Source organism: Streptomyces sp. NPDC002838, assembly GCF_040295365.1.
Taxonomy (GTDB): Bacteria; Actinomycetota; Actinomycetes; order Streptomycetales; family Streptomycetaceae; genus Streptomyces.
In genome coordinates this window covers 138785-157047 of record NZ_JBEOVF010000023.1, presented here as the reverse complement: position 1 = coordinate 157047, position 18263 = coordinate 138785, and the positions used below count along the sequence as shown (strand labels likewise).

Annotated in this window: 23 protein-coding genes and 2 pseudogenes; 12 read left to right on the top strand and 13 right to left on the bottom strand. The window is 68.2% G+C overall.

The features are described from left to right. Positions 1–119: 119 nt before the first annotated feature. From ABT063_RS27630 to ABT063_RS27605, 6 genes are read right to left on the bottom strand one after another with little or no spacing between them, the layout of a single operon-like run. Complete coding sequence (locus tag ABT063_RS27630; protein ID WP_351061717.1) at positions 120–506, bottom strand: RidA family protein; 387 nt, start codon at positions 504–506, stop codon at positions 120–122. 23 nt (positions 507–529) lie between these two features. Beyond that, a complete protein-coding gene (locus ABT063_RS27625; RefSeq protein WP_351061714.1) occupies positions 530–961 on the bottom strand; it encodes a GFA family protein in 432 nt (143 codons plus the stop codon). Between the two features lie 17 nt (positions 962–978). Beyond that, a complete protein-coding gene (locus ABT063_RS27620; RefSeq protein ID WP_351061711.1) occupies positions 979–2550 on the bottom strand; it encodes a carbamoyltransferase C-terminal domain-containing protein in 1572 nt (523 codons plus the stop codon). Beyond that, complete coding sequence (locus ABT063_RS27615) at positions 2547–3719, bottom strand: aminotransferase class I/II-fold pyridoxal phosphate-dependent enzyme (protein ID WP_351061708.1); 1173 nt, start codon at positions 3717–3719, stop codon at positions 2547–2549. The genes ABT063_RS27620 and ABT063_RS27615 overlap by 4 nt, the downstream gene beginning before the upstream one ends. Beyond that, positions 3710–4537: a 2OG-Fe(II) oxygenase family protein gene (locus ABT063_RS27610; RefSeq protein WP_351061705.1), complete on the bottom strand. Its 828-nt coding sequence runs from the start codon at positions 4535–4537 to the stop codon at positions 3710–3712. The genes ABT063_RS27615 and ABT063_RS27610 overlap by 10 nt, the downstream gene beginning before the upstream one ends. A gap of 5 nt (positions 4538–4542) precedes the next feature. Further along, complete coding sequence (locus tag ABT063_RS27605) at positions 4543–5442, bottom strand: 2OG-Fe dioxygenase family protein (protein ID WP_351061702.1); 900 nt, start codon at positions 5440–5442, stop codon at positions 4543–4545. A 635-nt stretch (positions 5443–6077) separates the two neighbouring features. Here ABT063_RS27605 and ABT063_RS27600 point away from each other — a divergent pair. The 7 genes and pseudogenes from ABT063_RS27600 to ABT063_RS27570 all read left to right on the top strand — a co-directional run bounded on the left by ABT063_RS27600 (position 6078) and on the right by ABT063_RS27570 (position 8493). After that, the gene (locus tag ABT063_RS27600) at positions 6078–6290 is read left to right on the top strand and encodes a transposase (RefSeq protein ID WP_351061699.1); all 213 of its coding nucleotides are present in this window, start codon (positions 6078–6080) and stop codon (positions 6288–6290) included. A gap of 16 nt (positions 6291–6306) precedes the next feature. Next, a complete protein-coding gene (locus ABT063_RS27595; protein ID WP_351061696.1) occupies positions 6307–6432 on the top strand; it encodes a hypothetical protein in 126 nt (41 codons plus the stop codon). Beyond that, positions 6429–6584 carry a hypothetical protein gene (locus tag ABT063_RS27590; protein WP_351061693.1) on the top strand — a complete coding sequence of 52 codons (156 nt, stop codon included), beginning with the start codon at positions 6429–6431 and terminating at the stop codon, positions 6582–6584. Before ABT063_RS27595 ends, ABT063_RS27590 begins: the two co-directional genes overlap by 4 nt. A gap of 75 nt (positions 6585–6659) precedes the next feature. Continuing rightward, positions 6660–6839, top strand: a complete 180-nt coding sequence (locus tag ABT063_RS27585) for a hypothetical protein (RefSeq protein WP_351061690.1) — start codon at positions 6660–6662, stop codon at positions 6837–6839. 109 nt (positions 6840–6948) lie between these two features. Then, the gene (locus tag ABT063_RS27580) at positions 6949–7110 is read left to right on the top strand and encodes a hypothetical protein (RefSeq protein WP_351061687.1); all 162 of its coding nucleotides are present in this window, start codon (positions 6949–6951) and stop codon (positions 7108–7110) included. Positions 7111–7115: 5 nt separating this feature from the next. After that, positions 7116–7670, top strand: coding sequence for a transposase (locus tag ABT063_RS27575; protein ID WP_351061684.1), 555 nt, complete (start codon positions 7116–7118; stop codon positions 7668–7670). A 56-nt stretch (positions 7671–7726) separates the two neighbouring features. Beyond that, positions 7727–8493: pseudogene (locus tag ABT063_RS27570) on the top strand (transposase family protein). 33 nt (positions 8494–8526) lie between these two features. Here ABT063_RS27570 and ABT063_RS27565 read toward each other — a convergent pair. Together ABT063_RS27565 and ychF are read right to left on the bottom strand one after the other, a co-directional pair. After that, positions 8527–8832: pseudogene (locus tag ABT063_RS27565) on the bottom strand (helix-turn-helix domain-containing protein); the annotation flags it as partial. A 285-nt stretch (positions 8833–9117) separates the two neighbouring features. Then, entirely contained in the window at positions 9118–10206 is a 1089-nt protein-coding gene (gene ychF, locus ABT063_RS27560; RefSeq protein WP_351061682.1) for a redox-regulated ATPase YchF, read from the bottom strand. A gap of 204 nt (positions 10207–10410) precedes the next feature. On the opposite strand from ychF, the gene ABT063_RS27555 reads away from it, so the two are divergent. Continuing rightward, entirely contained in the window at positions 10411–10959 is a 549-nt protein-coding gene (locus ABT063_RS27555) for a DUF6542 domain-containing protein (protein WP_351061679.1), read from the top strand. 55 nt (positions 10960–11014) lie between these two features. Here the strand turns inward: ABT063_RS27555 and ppgK are convergent, their stop codons facing one another. Beyond that, positions 11015–11764: a polyphosphate--glucose phosphotransferase gene (gene ppgK, locus ABT063_RS27550; protein ID WP_351061677.1), complete on the bottom strand. Its 750-nt coding sequence runs from the start codon at positions 11762–11764 to the stop codon at positions 11015–11017. Between the two features lie 50 nt (positions 11765–11814). After that, entirely contained in the window at positions 11815–12831 is a 1017-nt protein-coding gene (locus tag ABT063_RS27545; protein ID WP_351061675.1) for a 4-hydroxy-3-methylbut-2-enyl diphosphate reductase, read from the bottom strand. Positions 12832–12938: 107 nt separating this feature from the next. Between ABT063_RS27545 and xseA the strand changes: the two genes are divergently transcribed. From xseA to ABT063_RS27530, 3 genes are all read left to right on the top strand, one after another. Further along, on the top strand, positions 12939–14147 hold the full coding sequence (gene xseA / locus ABT063_RS27540; RefSeq protein WP_351061672.1) for an exodeoxyribonuclease VII large subunit: 1209 nt from the start codon (positions 12939–12941) through the stop codon (positions 14145–14147). Positions 14148–14168: 21 nt separating this feature from the next. Further along, a complete protein-coding gene (locus ABT063_RS27535) occupies positions 14169–14411 on the top strand; it encodes an exodeoxyribonuclease VII small subunit (protein WP_351061669.1) in 243 nt (80 codons plus the stop codon). A 154-nt stretch (positions 14412–14565) separates the two neighbouring features. Beyond that, positions 14566–15156, top strand: coding sequence for a malonic semialdehyde reductase (locus tag ABT063_RS27530; protein ID WP_351061666.1), 591 nt, complete (start codon positions 14566–14568; stop codon positions 15154–15156). A gap of 76 nt (positions 15157–15232) precedes the next feature. On the opposite strand, the gene ABT063_RS27525 is transcribed toward ABT063_RS27530, so the two are convergent. Beyond that, positions 15233–15754, bottom strand: a complete 522-nt coding sequence (locus ABT063_RS27525; RefSeq protein ID WP_351061663.1) for a DUF4245 domain-containing protein — start codon at positions 15752–15754, stop codon at positions 15233–15235. Between the two features lie 126 nt (positions 15755–15880). Here ABT063_RS27525 and glpX point away from each other — a divergent pair, with 126 nt between their 5' ends. Further along, entirely contained in the window at positions 15881–16915 is a 1035-nt protein-coding gene (gene glpX / locus ABT063_RS27520; RefSeq protein ID WP_351061660.1) for a class II fructose-bisphosphatase, read from the top strand. A gap of 60 nt (positions 16916–16975) precedes the next feature. Here glpX and ABT063_RS27515 read toward each other — a convergent pair whose 3' ends face one another. Both ABT063_RS27515 and ABT063_RS27510 read right to left on the bottom strand, forming a co-directional pair. Further along, positions 16976–17353 (bottom strand): WhiB family transcriptional regulator, encoded by a 378-nt coding sequence (locus ABT063_RS27515; protein ID WP_095753794.1) that lies wholly within the window; start codon positions 17351–17353, stop codon positions 16976–16978. Between the two features lie 173 nt (positions 17354–17526). Next, positions 17527–18234 carry a DUF1707 SHOCT-like domain-containing protein gene (locus ABT063_RS27510; RefSeq protein ID WP_351061657.1) on the bottom strand — a complete coding sequence of 236 codons (708 nt, stop codon included), beginning with the start codon at positions 18232–18234 and terminating at the stop codon, positions 17527–17529. Between the last annotated feature and the right edge of the window lie 29 nt (positions 18235–18263).

Here is an 18263-nt window from a genome sequence, read left to right as displayed (position 1 = left end):
TCCGCACCACACGACACCGCCACCGCGTCGGGCACCCGCACCGCCTGCGCCTCGAACCACTCATGCACAAACCCACCCACGACATCCCCCTGCGGCACGGTCACGGTCCATTCACTGAGTCACGGAAGGTATGCATCGACTTCGATCTCGATCAGCAATTCGGGCAGCACCAATTTGCGGACCTCGACGATCGACGTCGCCGGCCGGGCGTCCCCGAGGAATTTCTTGTGCACGGCGCCCACGGCCTGCCACGCCTCGATGTCCGTGACAAAGAACCGCGTCCGCACGACATCGGCCCAGGTGGCCCCGAGCTGCTCCATCGCCTCGCCCGCCCGACGCATGGCCTCCGCGGCCTGTACGCCCATGTCCTGCGTGTCCGCGCCGATCAGGCCGCCCGCCGTACATCCGGAGACACAGACGAGCGGTCCGAGCCGCACCGCGCGCGAGTAGCCGAACTCGCGCTCGAACATGCTGCCCGAGTTGACCGTCCTCATGTGATTCCTCATGTCACCACTCCCTCTCGTCCGGACTATTCGGTGAGCTTGTGCTGGCCAGCGGCAATGCTCTGTTCCCAGTTCTTGCCGTCGAACTCCGCGTACTCGATGCTGTCCGCGAAGTCGAGCGATTCCAGGCACCGGGCGTTCACGCTGAAGAAGCCCTCGGGGTGCGAACGCGGTCGGTAGAAAGGCATGATTCCGCACACCACACAGAACGTGTGGTCTGCGATCTTCGTACCGAACCGGTACGGCTTCAGAAACTCCTGCCCGCGATGCAGGACAAAGAATTCCTCGGGCATCATCAGTTCCTGATGGCCGGATTTATAGCAGATCCCGCAGTTGCACATAGAGATCGTGAGATTCTGAGTCAGGGCAATCGAGAACGATACGTTCTCGCAGTGGCAGCTCCCGTCGACCCACTGACGCCCGGGGAGGTCGGTAAGCGCTTCGTGAGAGGTGGTCACGGTTGGCAGTCCTTTTCTCAGTTCGATCGGTTCCGGTAGTAACGGCCCTCGTGCACGTATCCGTCGAGCTCTCGGGCGAGTGCGTACTCGCGCACATCCGACAGACGATTGATGAACCCCTTGCCGTTGAAGTTCAGCGACGTGTTGCACAGCACACCGACGCCCGATGCCCGGTCCACGGCCGTGAGCAGGGCGTGGATACGCGGGTTCTCCTCGGCCGTGACGGTCTGCACCCGTGCGCTCGCGTCGACGTGGGTCACACCGGGGATCAACTCCGGCTCCCGGACCCGCTGGAAGAAGAGCATGAACGGGCTCGGCCCCGACCACTCGAAGTACCGCGACACGTCCTCGAGCCGGCACATCGGCGCCACGGGCCGGTACCCCTCGCGCCCCTTGATCCAGTTCAGGCGTTCCTGGATGCCGGGCGTCTGTGGGGAAGCGAGCAGCGACCGGTTGCCCAGCGCCCGCGGACCGATCTCGGCCTTGCCCTGGGCCCAGGCGAGGACCGCGCCGTCGGCGAGTGCGCGGGCGATGACGGCGGGATCGTCGGAGACGAACTCGAATTCGGCGCTCTCCTCCGGGCAGTCGACCACGAAGTCCTGCCCGCTGTAGACGTTCCAGGAAATCTTGGATTCCCCGGAGAGATGACGCTGGGCATCGATCGCGGTGCCGATCGCGGATCCGGAGTCGTTCGGCACGGGGGGCACGAAGACATCCCGGAAGAGGCCGCTGTCACGCCATTTCGCGTTCCAGTCGCAGTTCAGGCCGCAGCCGCCGGAGACGAGCAGCGGATATCCCTCGACGAAGACCTCCCGGGCGGAGTCGAGGAAGGAGTGGAAGATCCGCTCGGAGTGCCGCCAGGCCAGGTTCTTGAACTCCTGGCTCTCCACACCCACGTTGTAGAAGGGGCTGTCCAGGAAGTCGGACTTTGCCGCCTCCTTGAGGATCTTCCCCCTCGCGAGCACCGAGTCGATCAGCTTCCGCTGCTCGGGGGTGTCCTCGAGGGCGTCGGAGAACGCGGTGAGCGCCATCATCTTGCCGGCGTTCGAGTAGCGGAATCCGCCGTTCTCGTCGGTGGTCGTCGGATCGGCGAGGGCGAACACGTACTGGTACTTGTTGCCGGGGTCGAGCATGACGGACCGGAGCAGCTCGACCTCGCCGCCGGGCCGGTACAAATAGAGGCTGCCGATGTTCCCCTCCCAGACCAGGCCATAGGCCGGCTGGTCCGGCGCGAACGGCGACATGCCGAAGGCCGACATGAGATGTGACCGCTCGTGCGTCGAGGTGAAGGTGGTGACCTCCCGGCCGAAGATCCGTGACTTCCCGGTCCGTGTCTTCTCCTCGGACCAGCCGAAGTAGCCGGCGCCGAGCTGCCGGTCCGTGGAATGGAACCCCTTGGCCCAGCCGCTGATGCAGATGACGTCGGGAATGCCGTCGGTGTTCGCCATGGCCTCGGCGACCGCAGCCGGGGTGACTTCCCCGTACCGCGGAAACGAGTCTTTCTCGCTCTCGTACGAGAAACGGAGCTCGCCGTCCTCGACAAGCGCCACGGCACCGTCGTGCCCCGGCTTGAAGGAGAGAATCCTCACGGTGTTCCCTTCGACGTGCGTAGTTGCGGAATCTCGAGGAGCCGATCGGCCATCGCGGTGACGACGGATTCGGCGGCGGCGAAGTTGAGCCGGACCCAGCCGGGCACGCCGAACTCGCCGCCGTCGGCGGCAACGATCCCGACGTCGCGCAGCAGGGCCGTGGCGCCGGCGTCCTGCGGCAGCCAGGACCGCAGGTCCAGCCAGGCGAAGAAGCCTCCCCGGGGCCGCGGGGCGTGCGGGGACAGCACCGACATCGCGGCTTCCAGGTGCCGCGCGTTCCGCTCCAGTTGAGCGGTGACCCGGGCCGGCCAGTGCGCCCCGCCCCGGTGGGCAGCGGTCGCGGCGACCAGAGCGAGGGCCGAGGTGGCGGGCGAGCACCGGCGGTCACGCGCGTCCCAGGCCGACACCAGTTCGTCGGTACCGAAGACCAGATGGGCACAGGGCAGACCGGAGAGCCCCCATGCCTTGGTCACCGAGTGGGCGACGATCGAGTGGGCAGCCGCCTCGGCGCTCACGGCGGCGTACGGAGTGTGCCGGCCACCACCGAGCACCAGGGGTGCCTGGATCTCGTCGGCGAACACCAGGCCCCCGGACGCCTCCACGGCCTCCGAGATCTCGGCCAGTTCCCGGGCGGGGGACACGGCGCCGGTCGGATTGTCCGGGTTGCACAGGACGACGAGCGCCGGCTCCCCGCCCATCGCCCGCTCCAGCGTGTCCGCCCGGTTGACCCACGCACCGTCCTCGATCTCCGCCGCGACGCGCAGCACCCGGCGGCCGAGCCGGCGGGGGATCTCCGCGAGCGGTCCGTAGCCGGGGCTCGGCACCACCACGGGCCACTCCTCCGGCACGCAGTACCGCAGCACTGACCAGTACCCGGGCAGCACCCCCGGCGTCACCCGCGTGGCCTCCGGCGCCAGCCGCCAGCCGTACTGTGCGGCGGCCCACGCGGCAAACGCGTCACAGCATTCCGCGACGGCCTCCGGCTCCGGATACCCGAACCAGCTCCGCGCCACGGCGTCGTGGAGGGCCGACCGCACCTCCGGCGCGGTGCCGAAGTCCGTCTCCCCGACACCGGCGGCGACCGCGGCGGCCGGCGCTTCACTCCACTTGAGCAGGGCCCGTATCTCGTCGAGACCGGAAGCCGGAGCCCGGTGGCCGACTACACCCATCGGATGATGCTTTCGCCGAGTCTGCCGAAGAAGTAGTTGACGGCCACCCGCGGCTCATCGGCCTGATGCAGTGTCACCGCGTGCGGAATAGCCCCGTTGATCAGGACCAGATCACCCGTCCGCGGCTGGACGTCGATGTAGTCGTACGCGTCGAGGAAGCTCCCGGGGTACGGATAGCCGGAGTGGGCGATGCCGAGTTCGTGGCGTACCGCCGTGTTCGACATGACGTTCCATAGCCGGAGCTTTCCGCCCTCGGCCGGGCTCGACGTGTAGAGGTTGACCGCGATCACCCCGTCGTCGGGGATCCGCTGCGGCTCGAAACCCTTCTGTTCCGGATCGCGCAGCTGGCCGATGTCGTCGTGCGCGTCGAGCAGATAGTCGGTGCTCGGCAACCATGCCGACATCCGTGCGGTCGCCACGGGCGACCCGTGCCAGACGGCTGGCCGGTTCCGTGCGGAGGAGCCGGACAGCAGGGCGGCGCTGATCTCGTCGTTCAGGTGCTCGAGCGGATCGCCAGCCGCCTTGAGCAGCTCCGACAACACCTCGCTCGTACGATCGATCTGAGCTCGGTAGTCCTCGAAGGTACGGCGGTAGTGGTAGGCGCCGAGATACTTCCCCCACACCCCGTCCTGCCGCTCCTCGACCTCCGGGCACTGCAGGAAAGAGCTGGTCAGATGTTCGGCGTCGGCGGCCGAGAGGAACCACGGAATCCTGATCGCCGGCACCGCGCCCGAGCACAGGTCGCGCAGGGCCGTTCCGATGTCTTCGACGGCGTGATCGACGCAGCGGAACCGGCCGGGGTCGCAGTAGTGGTCCACGCGCATCACCGATCACGCACGACCGCGACGTCCACCCGACACGGGTGGCGGTCATGGGGCCGGCGTGAGTCGTAGTCGTACGACACATGCCCCTCGGCCGTGGGCTTGCGGCTGAAGAACGTCAGCACGTCACGCGTGGCCCGAGCCGTCGGGTGCTCGGCCCGGAGCGGCGACACGGAGTGCTTCCGTTCGTGGTCGACCACGAGAAGAATGTCGAGCAGATCCCAGTGCTGAGCCGTCGCGATGCGGTACTGGGGATCGATCTCGTCCCAGCGCACCCCGTTGACCTGCGCCATCTCGTGGACGTCGGTGACCGCCGAGTCCCGGCGCATGTTCACACGGCTGAGGAAGGTCGTCATCGACAGATCGACGCCGTCGCTGTGCACCCCTTCCAGCGCCGGCTCGCCGATCAGGTCCGGGGTGGTGATGGTGCGGGCGTTGAAGACCGTCGTGATCCACTGGTCGGACGAGTAGTCGAGCAGCGGCCGATGCCGGGGGTCCAGCGTCGCGAGTATGTACGCGTTGATCGTGAGGAGACCCTGGAACGCGGCATTCGCGCACAGCCGGGGGTCGAGTTCGTCGAAGACCCGCAGCTGCCCCGAGTCGAATCGGTCGAAGTCCTCCTCGGCCGTGAGCACGAACGGCTGGGGCTCGGTCCGGTACGCCTGGTGCGTATCGAAGTCGGTGCAGAACCGCCCGTTGCTCGCGGCCCGGAACGGCAGGGTCGGGTCGGAGCGAAGCAAATCGCTGAGCACGCCCATCTCATCCATCGCCGACTGCGAAACGCCGAGGGCGGTCAAGATTTCCCGGGTCTCGGCCGCTGGCACGAACGTCCAGCGCTGCCGGTCGATGGTGGCTCGATGCTCATTTAAGAGAGGATGGATTGCGCGTTCGACGCCCAGCACGAGATCCCTTCCTTACGAGATTCGGTCGACAGGGTCTACACCGGCCTTTGCGGATCCGCTGCGGTCACACACGGTGACGGCCTCTGCTAGAGACCCCGCAGGGCAGCCGGACAAGCACACGGTTCGAGCTCGCGCCCGGTAGTGAGGCGGGCGCGTGCTGATCGAAGGCTCACGGGTGGATTCCTCCCCGTTGTCGCTGGTGCGTAAGGCCGCGACAGCCATGGGATCGATCGACATAGCCCTGAGACTCACTGTTGGCGCAACGTGATGATCTCACCTTGAATGTCACTCCCCGTATACGCCTGTCGCCGACGGCGACAACAGCTTTCCAAGCTGAGTCGCATGGCGTTAGTCCGAACGCAGTGTCACTGCCGTGATTGTCACGTCGACGGGCAATGGGCGGAACCTCGAAAAATACAGGCTCCGAAGCCGGGTTCCCTGTGGTAGGAACGGGATCCGTTCTGCCCAGGTGGCGGTGATCGGGATGTTCGGGCAGGGCCTCAACTTCTCGACGAGCTGCCTGCTAGAGGACACAGTGACGACAGCTTCCGGATGGCACCAGCGGGACCTCCCCCGCCTGGTGGACACGCTGATACTGGATCTTGATTGATCCGGAGGAAGCGAGAAGGCCGCCGATGGCGATGAAGGACTACTCGGACGAGTTCAAGGGCGATGCCGTGGCTTTGTACGAGTCCACCCCCGGGGCGACGTACAAGAGCATCGCTGCCGACCTGGGAGGGCAGCCGGGCGACGTTGCGCGAGTGGGTGCTGCGGGCCCGGGAGCGGAACGGGGGCGCAACCGCCGCTCCGGCCGCTCAGCCGGCTGCACGAACGCCGCTGCCGACTGACGCGGACGGTGCGGCCGTGGCCCGAATCCGGCAGCTAGAGGAGCGGGTGCGGGAGCTGGAGGCGAGCGAGGAGAAGCCGACCGCCGAGCGGGACATTCTGTGCAAGGCGGCCAAGTATTTCGCCGGGGAGACGCGCTGGTGAGTCGCTGCCTGTTCGTTGAGAACCACCAGGACGCCTACGGCGTGAAGCGGCTGTGCCAGGTGCTTGAGCTCAACCGCTCCAGCTACTACAAGTGGCGCTCCGGCGCCAAGGCCCGCGAGCCAGCGGAATTCACCGACCTGACGCCCCGATAGACGAAAGGTACCGCTGAACTGCAAGGATGCGAGTGTCTAGGTCGTATCCAGCGCAAGAGTCGGGGCACTTTTCTGGTGAGCGAGCGTACAGGGTGGGACCGTCGGCTGGTCGTGGAGGCCGACGGAAAGGGGCTGCTCGGGCATGCGGGAGCGGTCCTGCTGCGCAAGCTGGCGGACCGCGTCGGCCTGACGAGCGCGCCGGCCGCGGTGATGCCGCAGGGCAGCGGGGTCGGATGGCGCGAGCGCGCCAAGTGATCGTCCAGCTCGCCGTCGCCATCGCGCTGGGCGCGACGAACCGCTGGAGACCGAGCACCTGCAGGCTCACCACCGGTTCCTGTTCGGGCCGGGCGTCTCGGACTCGACGATGCGCCGCACGCTGGCTGCCCTCGACGAGACGGTGCTCGCGAAGATCGGCCGGGTGCGGGCCCGGTTGCGTCGGCACGTATGGAGCCAACTGACCCTGCGGCCGGGAGGGTTCCCCTGGCCGACTATGGCGGGCAAGCACACCTGCACCGATGGATCGTGATCGATATGGACGCCACGATCATCACTGCGGCCTCCAAGAAGCAGGGAGCGACGGCGACCTGGCAGAGGATCTTCGGCTTCCACCCGCTCGCGGCGTGGTGCGCGAATACGGCCGAGTGCCTGGCGATGCGCCTACGTCCGGGCAACGCCGGATCGAACACCACGTCCGATCACATCAAGGTGCTGACCGAGGCGCTCGCTCAGGTCCTCGGCGCTTCCACTGCCAAGATCCTCGTCAGGGTCGACGGGGCTGGAGCCACCCACGGTCTGCACGAGCACCTGCGCGACCTGAACACCCGGCGCCGCACCGTCCGCTTCACCACCGGCTGGAAGATCACGGAGGAGGAGAAAGCCGTGATCGCTCTGCTGCCCGAGACGGCCTGGGAGACCGCCCTGAAACAGGACGGCAGCCTCCAGGAGGGGTGCTTCGTTGCGGAGTTGACCGGCCTGAACACCCGCAACGGCTGGATCAAGGGCATGCGGCTGATCGTGCGCCGGGTCCGCCCCTCCGGACGGCAGAACAAGGACCTGACCGCCTTCGAGAAGAAGACCGGCTGGTGAAGCCCCTGGTAGATGGGTTTTCGACCAAGAGAACCGTCTCCACCAGAGGCTTCGCATTGCTTGTCTACCCGTCCGGCATCGACGTGTCCAGCTCTGCCCTGCGCTTCCTGTCCGCCCGACTGCGGCACCACCGCCGTGTGATCGGCTCCCGCTGGCGGCGTCTGGCCCCGGGCCGGCAGGCCCTGCTCGCCCTCGCCCACCTGCGGATGGTACACACGTATGCCCAGCTCGCAGCCGGATTCGGCGTCGGAACCACGACCGCTTACCGATATGCGACCGAGGCAGCTGTCGAGCTCCTGGCCGGCCTCGCGCCCACCCTCGCCGACGCGATACGGACCGTGGCGACAAAGGCGTTCGTGATCCTCGACGGCACCCTCCTGCCTATTGACCGCATCGCCGCGGACCGGCCCTTCTACTCCGGAAACACAAGAAGCACGGGATGAACGTCCAGGTCCTCACAGATCCCTTCGGCCGGCTGCTGTGGGCAGCGCCGGCCCTGCCCGGCGCCGTCCACGACGTCCGCGCGGCTCGCGAACACGGCGTCGTCGACTCCCTCGCCAGGGCTGGCATCAAGTGCTGGGCGGACAAGGCGTACCGGGGTGCCGGCGGAACCGTCCGCACTCCCTACTGGGGACGCTGGGAAACTCTTTCCGCCGGTCAGAAGGCCATCAACCGGTCCCACGCGAAGATCCGGGCCCTCGTCGAGCAGGCCATGGCCACCCTCAAGTCCTGGCGGCTCCTCCGCAAACTCCGGTGCTCGACCACCCGCATTACCAGCGTCGTGCAAGCCGTCCTCGCCCTACATCTGGCCAACTCGGAGTGAGGTTGGAAAAGGCTCAGTGCTCTGGAAGCCCAGCGAGAACCACAGCACCTCGCCGTGCGGGTCCGTGACCACCTGCACGTTGACCACGTGACGACGGTGCTTGGCCGAGTAGTCGGCGCGGCCGTCGCCGAGGCGGTCGCACTCGGCCAGGGTGCCATCCAGCAGGACGAACTCGGGGGCTGTCTCGCGCAGCGCTCGCAACAGTCCGGGCGCACGGGCGGCCAGGAGATCGACGACCGCGGTGGTGTAGGCGTGCGCGGTGCCGACCGAAATGCCGAACCCGGCGGCGATCTGCGCGAAGGACTCGTGTTTGCGCAGGTACACCAGAGCGACCAGGGCATGCGCTCCTGTCGTACCCTCTCAGGCTAACCCGACAAAGCGGGATGTCTCACCCAAGGCTGACAGAGAGGGCCCGCGCAACTCTACGATCTTGGCCTTGGAATCCGGCATGAACGACCGGCGACGGCAAGGCTGGTTCTTCCTCACGCCCTCCATGATGAGTACCCCTGGGAACGAGCCCCCGACAGCGAGGGATCGCCGACGAGGCCGGAACGAACCTCCGGCCTCCCCTGGGCCACTTGCACTTTTGCACTTAACTCCACCACATCAGCAACGTGGTGGAGTTCATGTGTTGAAGCGGAACTCCACAACGTCCCCGTCCTGCATCACATAGTCCTTGCCCTCCATACGCGCCTTGCCCTTCGCACGGGCCTCCGCGACCGACCCCGTCTCCACCAGCTCGCCGAAGGAGATGACCTCGGCCTTGATGAAGCCCTTCTGGAAGTCGGTGTGGATGACGCCGGCGGCCTCGGGGGCCGTGGCGCCCCTCTTGATCGTCCAGGCGCGGGATTCCTTCGGGCCGGCCGTCAGGTACGTCTGGAGGCCGAGGGTGTTGAAGCCGACGCGGGCGAGGGTGGCGAGGCCGGGCTCCTCGGCGCCGACCGACTCCAGGAGCTCCATCGCGTCCTCCTCGTCGAGCTCGGCGAGGTCCGCCTCCAGCTTGGCGTTGAGGAAGATCGCCTCGGCGGGGGCGACCAGGGCGCGCTGCTCGTTCTTGAAGTCCTCGTCGACCAGCTCGTCCTCGTCGACGTTGAAGACGTAGAGGAAGGGCTTCGTGGTCAGCAGGTGCAGGTCGTGCAGCGGCTCGGCGCGCTCGCTGCCCTGCAGGATGCCGTGCGCGAAGAGCGTGTCGCCCTTCTCCAGGATCTCCTGGGCCTCCTCCACGGCCTTGACCTTCGGGGCGATGTCCTTCTTGATCCGCGACTCCTTCTGCAGGCGCGGCAGGACCTTCTCGATGGTCTGGAGGTCCGCGAGGATCAGCTCCGTGTTGATCGTCTCGATGTCGTCCTTCGGCGAGACCTTGCCGTCGACGTGCACGACGTTCTCGTCCTTGAAGGCGCGGATGACCTGGCAGATCGCGTCGGACTCACGGATGTTCGCCAGGAACTTGTTGCCCAGCCCCTCGCCCTCGCTCGCGCCGCGCACGATGCCCGCGATGTCGACGAAGTCGACGGTGGCCGGCAGGATCCGCTCCGACTTGAAGATCTCCGCCAGCTTGGCCAGCCGGGCGTCGGGGACGCCCACGACGCCGACGTTGGGCTCGATCGTGGCGAACGGGTAGTTGGCCGCCAGCACGTCGTTCTTGGTCAGGGCGTTGAACAGGGTCGACTTGCCGACATTCGGCAGACCGACGATTCCGATCGTGAGCGACACGGTTGCGACTTCCCGGAGTGAGAGGGCTGGAGAATGAGAGGACTGGAGTGAGAGGACCGGCGGCAGGCCCTGGGGGCCGGGCCGATCCACCAGTCTACGGCCTGCCCGCGCCCGCCCCGGCGACGTGTCGAACGCTTGCGCAAGGCCGGCTCGACGGCGTGTCTGAGGGGCTGTTCGACACATAAACCGACCTAAGTTGGTCCAGTGGAGCAATACAGGACCCGACCCCCGCAGTACCGACCGCGACGCGGCGGACGACCGTCCCTGCCCCCGCAGGCGACCCGGGGCGGGGTCGGCGCGCCGCGCCGACCGGCGGTCGTACGACGGCCCGCTCCACCCCAGCCGCAAGCCGCGCGCCGGTTCCCCAACCCCCGGCTGACCGGGCTGGGCGGCGGGCTGTTCTGCGGGGCGCTGATGTTCGCGCTCGGGTCGCTCGACGCGCTGCTGTTCGGGGCTTCGCTGACGGTGTACGGCGTGCTGTTCCTGCCGGTGTGCGTGCTGACGGCCGTATGGATCCGGCGCGGCGATCTGGTGACCGCACCCGTGGTCGTGCCGATCGCCTTCGCCGTGGGACTGCTTCCCGTGGCCGACAGCAGTGGGGGGCTGGGGGGTCGGCTGATGGGCCTGGTGACGGCCCTCGCCACCCAGGCCGGGTGGCTGTACGGGGGGACGCTCATCGCCGGGCTCATCGCGAGCGTACGGAAGGTGCGGCTGATGGCGCGCAGGGCTGCGGCGCGCCGTCGGCCGGTGTGACGGTCAGCCGGTGTGACCGTCAGCCGGTGTGACCGTCAGCCGGTGTGACCGTCGTCTACGACTCCGTCGCCGCCCGCATCGCCGCCCCCACGATCCCCGCGTTGTTCAGCAGCTGTGCCGGGACGATCTCCGCCTGGATGTCCTGGATGTGGTGCAGGAACTTCTGGGACTTGCGGCTGACGCCGCCGCCGATGATGAAGAGCTCGGGCGAGAACAGCATCTCGACGTGGGCGAGGTACTTCTGGACCCGGTGGTGGGCCCAGTACTCCCACGTCAGGTCCTCGTCCTCCTTGGCCTTGCTGGAGGCCCGCTTCTCCGCGTCGTGGCCGTGCAGCTCCAGGTGGCCCAGCTCGGTGTTCGGCACGAGGACGCCGTCGACGAAGAGGGCGCTGCCGATGCCCGTGCCGAAGGTGAGCAGAACGACCGTGCCCCGGCGGCCCCGGCCCGCGCCGAAGCTCATCTCGGCCACGCCCGCCGCGTCCGCGTCGTTGACCACCGTCACCGGCAGGCCGCCCAGGCGCTCGCTGAACAACGCGCGCGCGTCCGTGTCGATCCAGCTCTTGTCGACGTTCGCCGCCGTACGGATCGTGGACCCGCCCGTGACCACGCCCGGGAAGGTGAGCCCGACCGGTCCCGTCCAGCCGAAGTGGTCGACGACCTGTCTCACGCCGTCCGCCACGGAGTCCGGCGTCGCCGGGTGCGGAGTCAGCACCTTGAAACGCTCGTCCGCCAGGTCGCCCCTGTCCAGGTCCACAGGGGCGCCCTTGATCCCGGATCCACCGATGTCCACGCCGAAGATCTGCATGGCTCTACGTTACGTCGGACGACTGACAGTCACTCCGCCGGAGGTGGCCCTCACTCGGCGGACGCACCGGATCCGCCGCGTTCCTCCACCAGCGCCGCCGCTTCCTCACGCAGGTCGCGGCGCAGCTCCTTGGGGAGGGAGAAGGTGATCGACTCCTCGGCCGCCTTCACCAGCTCCACGTCCTCGTAGCCCCGCTGCGACAGCCATTCCAGGACCTGCTCGACCAGGACCTCTGGCACCGAGGCGCCGGAGGTGACGCCGACCGTGGACACGCCCTCGAGCCAGGCCTCGTCGATCTCGTCGGCGAAGTCCACGAGGAACGCCTCACGCGCGCCCGCGAGCTTGGCGACCTCGACCAGCCGCTTGGAGTTGGAGGAGTTGCGGGAGCCGACGACGATCACCAGCTCGGCCTCGGCACCCATCTGCTTGACCGCGAGCTGGCGGTTCTGCGTGGCGTAGCAGATGTCGTCGCTGGGCGGGGAGATGAGCTGCGGGAACTTCTCCTTCAGGGCGTCGACGGTCTCCATGGTCTCGTCGACGGAGAGCGTGGTCTGCGAGAGCCAGACGACCTTGGACGGGTCGCGGACCTCGACCTTGGCGACATCGCCGGGGCCGTCGACGAGCTGGATGTGTTCGGGGGCCTCGCCGGAGGTGCCGATGACCTCCTCGTGGCCCTCGTGACCGATCAGGAGGATGTCGTAGTCGTCACCGGCGAAGCGGACGGCTTCCTTGTGGACCTTGGTGACCAGCGGGCAGGTCGCGTCGATGGTGGCGAGCCGGCCGCGCTCGGCCTCTTCGTGGACGACGGGGGCCACGCCGTGCGCGGAGAACATGACGATGTTGCCCGGGGGCACCTCTTCGGTCTGTTCGACGAAGACGGCGCCCTTCTTCTCCAGGGTCTGCACGACGTACTTGTTGTGGACGATCTCGTGGCGGACATACACCGGAGCGCCGTACTGCTCCAGGGCTTTCTCGACGGCGATCACGGCGCGGTCCACACCCGCGCAGTAGCCACGGGGGGCGGCGAGCAGGACACGGCGGCCAGGCGAAGCAGTCATGCACCCCATCGTAAGGCCGCGATCGGACGGTCAGAGATCGCGCGTGTGACGGGTTGGTGGGGAGACCGAACCCGGGGTGGCGGGGCGTTGTCGTACGTGGCCGTTACCCTCGCGGCATGGCTGTCAATACGTCCGCGGAGTCTCCCCTGCCCGTCGGTGAGGTGTCGCGGCTCATCGGGGGCTGGATCGACCGGCTCGGGGCGGTGTGGGTCGAGGGACAGATCACACAGTTGTCGCGGCGGCCGGGCGCGGGCGTGGTGTTTCTGACGCTGCGTGATCCGTCGTACGACATCTCCGTCAGCGTCACCTGCTATCGCCAGGTGTTCGACGCCGTCGCCGATGTGGTGAGCGAGGGGGCGCGGGTCGTCGTACTGGCGAAGCCCGAGTGGTACGCGCCGCGTGGGCAACTGTCCCTGCGGGCTGCCGAGATAAAGCCCGTGGGGGTCGGAGAACTGCTCGCGCGCCTCGAGCAGTTGAAGAAGTCCCTTGCCGCCGAGGGGCTGTTCGCGCCGGAGCGGAAGAAGCCGCTGCCCTTCCTGCCCCAGCTCATCGGCCTGGTCTGCGGACGGGCCTCCGCCGCCGAGCGGGACGTCCTGGAGAACGCCCGGCACCGCTGGCCCGCCGTCCGCTTCGAGGTGCGCAACGTCGCCGTGCAGGGCGTGCACGCCGTGCCGCAGGTCGTGCAGGCCGTGAAGGAGCTCGACGCGATCGACGACGTGGATGTGATCGTCGTCGCGCGCGGGGGCGGCAGCGTGGAGGACCTGCTGCCCTTCTCCGACGAGCAGCTGATCAGGACCGTCGCCGGCTGTCGTACGCCCGTCGTGTCCGCCATCGGGCACGAGCCGGACAACCCGCTCCTCGACCACGTCGCCGATCTGCGCGCCTCCACCCCGACCGACGCCGCCAAGAAGGTCGTACCGGACGTCGGGGAGGAGTACGAGCGGGTGCGGATGCTGCAGGACCGTGCGCGGCGCTGCGTCGAGGCGTTCATCGAGCGGGAGGAACGCGGGCTAGCCCAGGCCCTCGCCCGGCCGTCGATAGAGGATCCGCACCGGATGATCGACGAACGGGCCGATCAAGTGGCGTCGCTCGTCGAGCGGACCCGGCGCTGCCTCGGCCATCACCTCGACCGCGCCGAATCGGAGCTGACGCACACGCACGCGCGCGTGGTGGCCCTCTCTCCGGCGGCGACCCTGAAGCGGGGGTACGCCGTGCTGCAGAAGACCGACGGGCACGTCGTCCGCGACCCCGGCGAGGTCACGGGGGACGAGGTCCTGCGCGCGCGGGTCTCCGAGGGTGAGTTCGTGGTTCGAGTCGATGCATGAGTCACTGCATAGGGTGGGCGAATGACCAGCAAGGTGGATGAGGCGCTCGGGTACGAGCAGGCGCGGGACGAGCTGATCGACGTCGTACGACGTCTGGAGGCGGGCGGTACGACGCTGGAGGAGTCCCTCGCGCTCTGGGAGCGCGGCGAGGAGCTGGCCAAGGTGTGCCGGCGGTGGCTGGAGGGGGCTCGGGCGCGGCTGGACGCGGCCCTCGCGGAAGAAGAGAAGGCGGAGCGGGAGGAAAGCGCCCAGGAAACCGAGTAGCGGGTAGGCAGCGCCGAGAGTCCCGCGGGGTGTGAAGCGGATCACCACACTCCGACTTTTGTTGAAGCTTGAACTTCATTCGCGTACCGTCGAGGACGTCAACCGGTCCCCGGTCCGTTTCCGGGTCCGACGTACGTCCCCAGAAGGTTCACCCATGTCTCTCGTTCTTGACGCCGCCGCCCAGGACCTGCTGTTCCGCGAGGCCCGTACCGCGAACAACTTCACCGACGAGCCGGTGACCGACGAGCAGGTCCAGGCGATCTACGACCTGGTCAAGTACGGCCCGACCGCGTTCAACCAGACCCCGCTGCGCATCACCCTGGTCCGCTCCCCCGAGGCCCGTGAGCGCCTGGTGAAGCACATGGCCGAGGGCAACCAGCCCAAGACCGCCGCTGCCCCGCTGGTCGCGATCCTCTCCGCGGACAACGAGTTCCACGAGGAGCTGCCGGCCCTCCTCCCGCACTTCCCGCAGGCCAAGGACCTCTTCTTCGCCGAGCGCCCGGCCCGCGAGAACGCCGCCGCGCTGAACGCCGCCCTCCAGGCCGCGTACTTCATCATCGGCGTCCGCGCCGCGGGCCTCGCCGCCGGCCCGATGACCGGCCTCGACTTCGCGGGCGTCCAGAAGGAGTTCCTGGACGACGACCACACCCCGCTGATGGTCGTCAACATCGGCAAGCCGGGCGAGGACGCCTGGTTCCCGCGCTCCCCCCGCCTGGAGTACGAGCAGGTCGTCACCACGGTCTGAGCTCTTCAGCGGTCTGAAGCACTTCACGCGAGAGGCCCCCGGCAGCAATGCCGGGGGCCTCTCGCGTGCGCCGTACTCACGCCGTCTTCAGCGCCTCGGCCATCTGTGTCAGCTGCCCGAAGGAGCCCGTACCCGCCACCACGGTCGTCGCGCCGTCGCCCTCGTACACCAGGGCGTCGTACCGGCCACCCGTGTACCGCGTCCACGTCCGGCCGTCGATCTTCTGGGTGGTCTTGGTCGCCTCAGCGCCCTGACTGGCCTCGTCGATGAATGTCGACGGTTTCTGAGTCGACTGCTCTATCTGGACGTACTCGCCGCCGGGGGCGTGGAAACCCAGATGCCAGGCGTCGAAGTCGTCACCCTGGAAGCGGACGGAGGTCGCCTTCCACTCGGCGGGCAGGCCCTCGGGCGCGGCCACCGGGTAGGACGCCGCGCGGCGCGCCGTGAGCAGTTCGACGCGGTAGTCGACTTTCTTGATCTCCGGAGCGGAGTCGTCGTGCGGAATGAAGAGGTATATGACCCCCGCCACGAGGGTGATCACGCCCATGGAAAGGATCATGTCCCGGGCCGTTTTCTGCTTACCGTTCGAACCTGCCACGCCCTTATCGTCGCAGGTGCCCTGGTCCGCTCATCCGTGGGGCCCCCTGCTCATTTTGTCTGCCTAACGATAGAGTCTGGCCCACACCCTCATCCGGCCGTCGTCGTATCAGAAAGGTGCGCTCCGATGACCGAGCATCATCATCTGCCGTCCGAACTCGAAGTTCCCTCCGAGGCCCCCGACCGCAACCTCGCCCTGGAACTCGTCCGGGTCACCGAAGCCGCGGCGATGGCCGCGGGCCGCTGGGTCGGACGCGGCGACAAGAACGGCGCCGACGGTGCCGCGGTGCGTGCCATGCGGACCCTAGTCCACACCGTGTCGATGAACGGCGTCGTCGTCATCGGCGAGGGTGAGAAGGACGAGGCGCCGATGCTCTTCAACGGCGAGCGCGTCGGCGACGGGACCGGTCCGGAGTGCGACATCGCCGTCGACCCGATCGACGGCACCACGCTGACCGCCAAGGGCATGACGAACGCGATCGCGGTCCTCGCGGCCGCCGACCGGGGCTCGATGTTCGACCCGTCCGCCGTCTTCTACATGGACAAGCTGGTCACCGGCCCCGAGGCCGCCGACTTCGTCGACATCAACGCGCCCGTCTCCGTCAACATCCGCCGGGTCGCCAAGGCCAAGCGGTCCACGCCCGAGGACGTCACCGTCGTCATCCTGGACCGGCCCCGGCACGAGGGCATCATCAACGAGATCCGGGAGACCGGCGCGCGCATCAAGCTGATCTCCGACGGCGACGTCGCCGGGTCGATCCTGGCGCTGCGCGAGAGCACCGGCGTCGACCTGCTGCTCGGCATCGGCGGCACCCCGGAGGGCATCATCTCGGCCTGTGCCGTGAAGTGCCTCGGCGGCACCATCCAGGGCAAGCTGTGGCCGAAGGACGACGAGGAGCGGCAGCGGGCGATCGATGCGGGGCATGATCTGGACCGCGTGCTGACGACCGACGACCTGGTGTCCGGCGAGAACGTGTTCTTCGTCGCGACCGGTATCACCGACGGTGAGTTGCTGCGGGGCGTGCGGTATCGGTCGGAGACCGCGACCACCGACTCGATTGTCATGCGGTCGAAGTCGGGGACGGTGCGGAGGATCAACTCCGAGCATCGGTTGAGCAAGCTGCGGGCGTACAGCGCGATTGACTTCGACCGGGCGAAATAGACGCCTACGACGTAGGGGCGCCCCCGGTGCGGTGGGGGCGCCCCTTCGCTTGTCGGCGTGCTATCCCGCCGCCGCTATGCGGCCCGCTGCCCTCGCCGCCTTCTTGAGTTCCATGTCGCGGCGGCGGCGCCTGGCCAGGACGACGCGGCGCTCTGCGGCGGTGAGGCCGCCCCAGACGCCGTACGGCTCCGGTTGCAGCAACGCGTGCTCGCGGCACTCGACCATGACCGGACAGCGGGCGCAGACGCGCTTCGCGGCCTCCTCGCGGGAGAGACGGGCGGCGGTGGGTTCCTTGGAGGGTGCGAAGAACAGGCCGGCCTCGTCGCGCCGGCACACCGCCTCGGTGTGCCAGGGGGCGTCTTGGTCCCTGTCCCGCACTGGCACCCGCTGGGCCGGAACGGCAGCTACCTGCAGGGACGAATGCGGCGGTTGCAGCACGGTCTACTCCTGACGACGGCTTCGCGAGCGAGAGACGATGCAGCAAGGCCTACCCGCTGTGCGCGCGCCTATGCACTGAGTTCCGAACCGCTGGCCCCGGCTGCTTCCGCCTGCCCTCCTGCGGGATCTGGGGGTCGACCACTTTGCTTCCCACACGGCGGAATTCACAACCGTCAACGATCCAGATGCTTGCGCAAACTCTTGTCGACCTTGCGCTGCACGCGATCGAGGATGTCCGCGACGAGCTTGCCGCGCTTGGGCCGGCCCTCGATGTTGCCCAGCACGGCCCAGCCGTCCACATAGACGACGGGTGCGTCGGGGTCGGCCGAATCGAGCGTGTCCACCTCGAAGTTGCCGAGGACACCGCCGCCGGTGCCGCGCAGCGAGACGTTCTCCGGGACGCGGACCTCGACGTTGCCGAAGACCGAGATCGCCTTGATGACGACCTGCCGGTACTCGAAGATCGCCTCGCTGAGGTCGATCTCGACACTGCCGAAGACCGCGTACGCGTGGATACGGCGGCCCGCGCGCCAGCGGCCCTTGCGGACGGCGCTGCTGAACACCGCGACCACGTTGTCGTCCGGGTCGGTGGGTATCGCGTCCGTGGGGCGGTTGGGGGCGGGGGTGTAGACGGGGGTGGCGCGGCGCTCGTGCGCGGCCGGCAGGTCCCGGATGAAGACCTCCAGCTCGCCGACCGTCTTGGCGTTCAGCACCCCCTCCACGCGCTCGGCGTGCTCGTCGGCGGTGAGGCGCCCCTCGGCGAGGGCCTCGCGCAGGATGTCGGCGATACGGTCGCGCTCGGCGTCCGAGGCGCGCAGCTCGGCGACGGGCGGTGCGGTCTGCGGCTGATCCTGCGCTCCGGTGCGCTTCTGAAGGTCCACGGCAGCAGCGTACCGAAACGCGATAGATC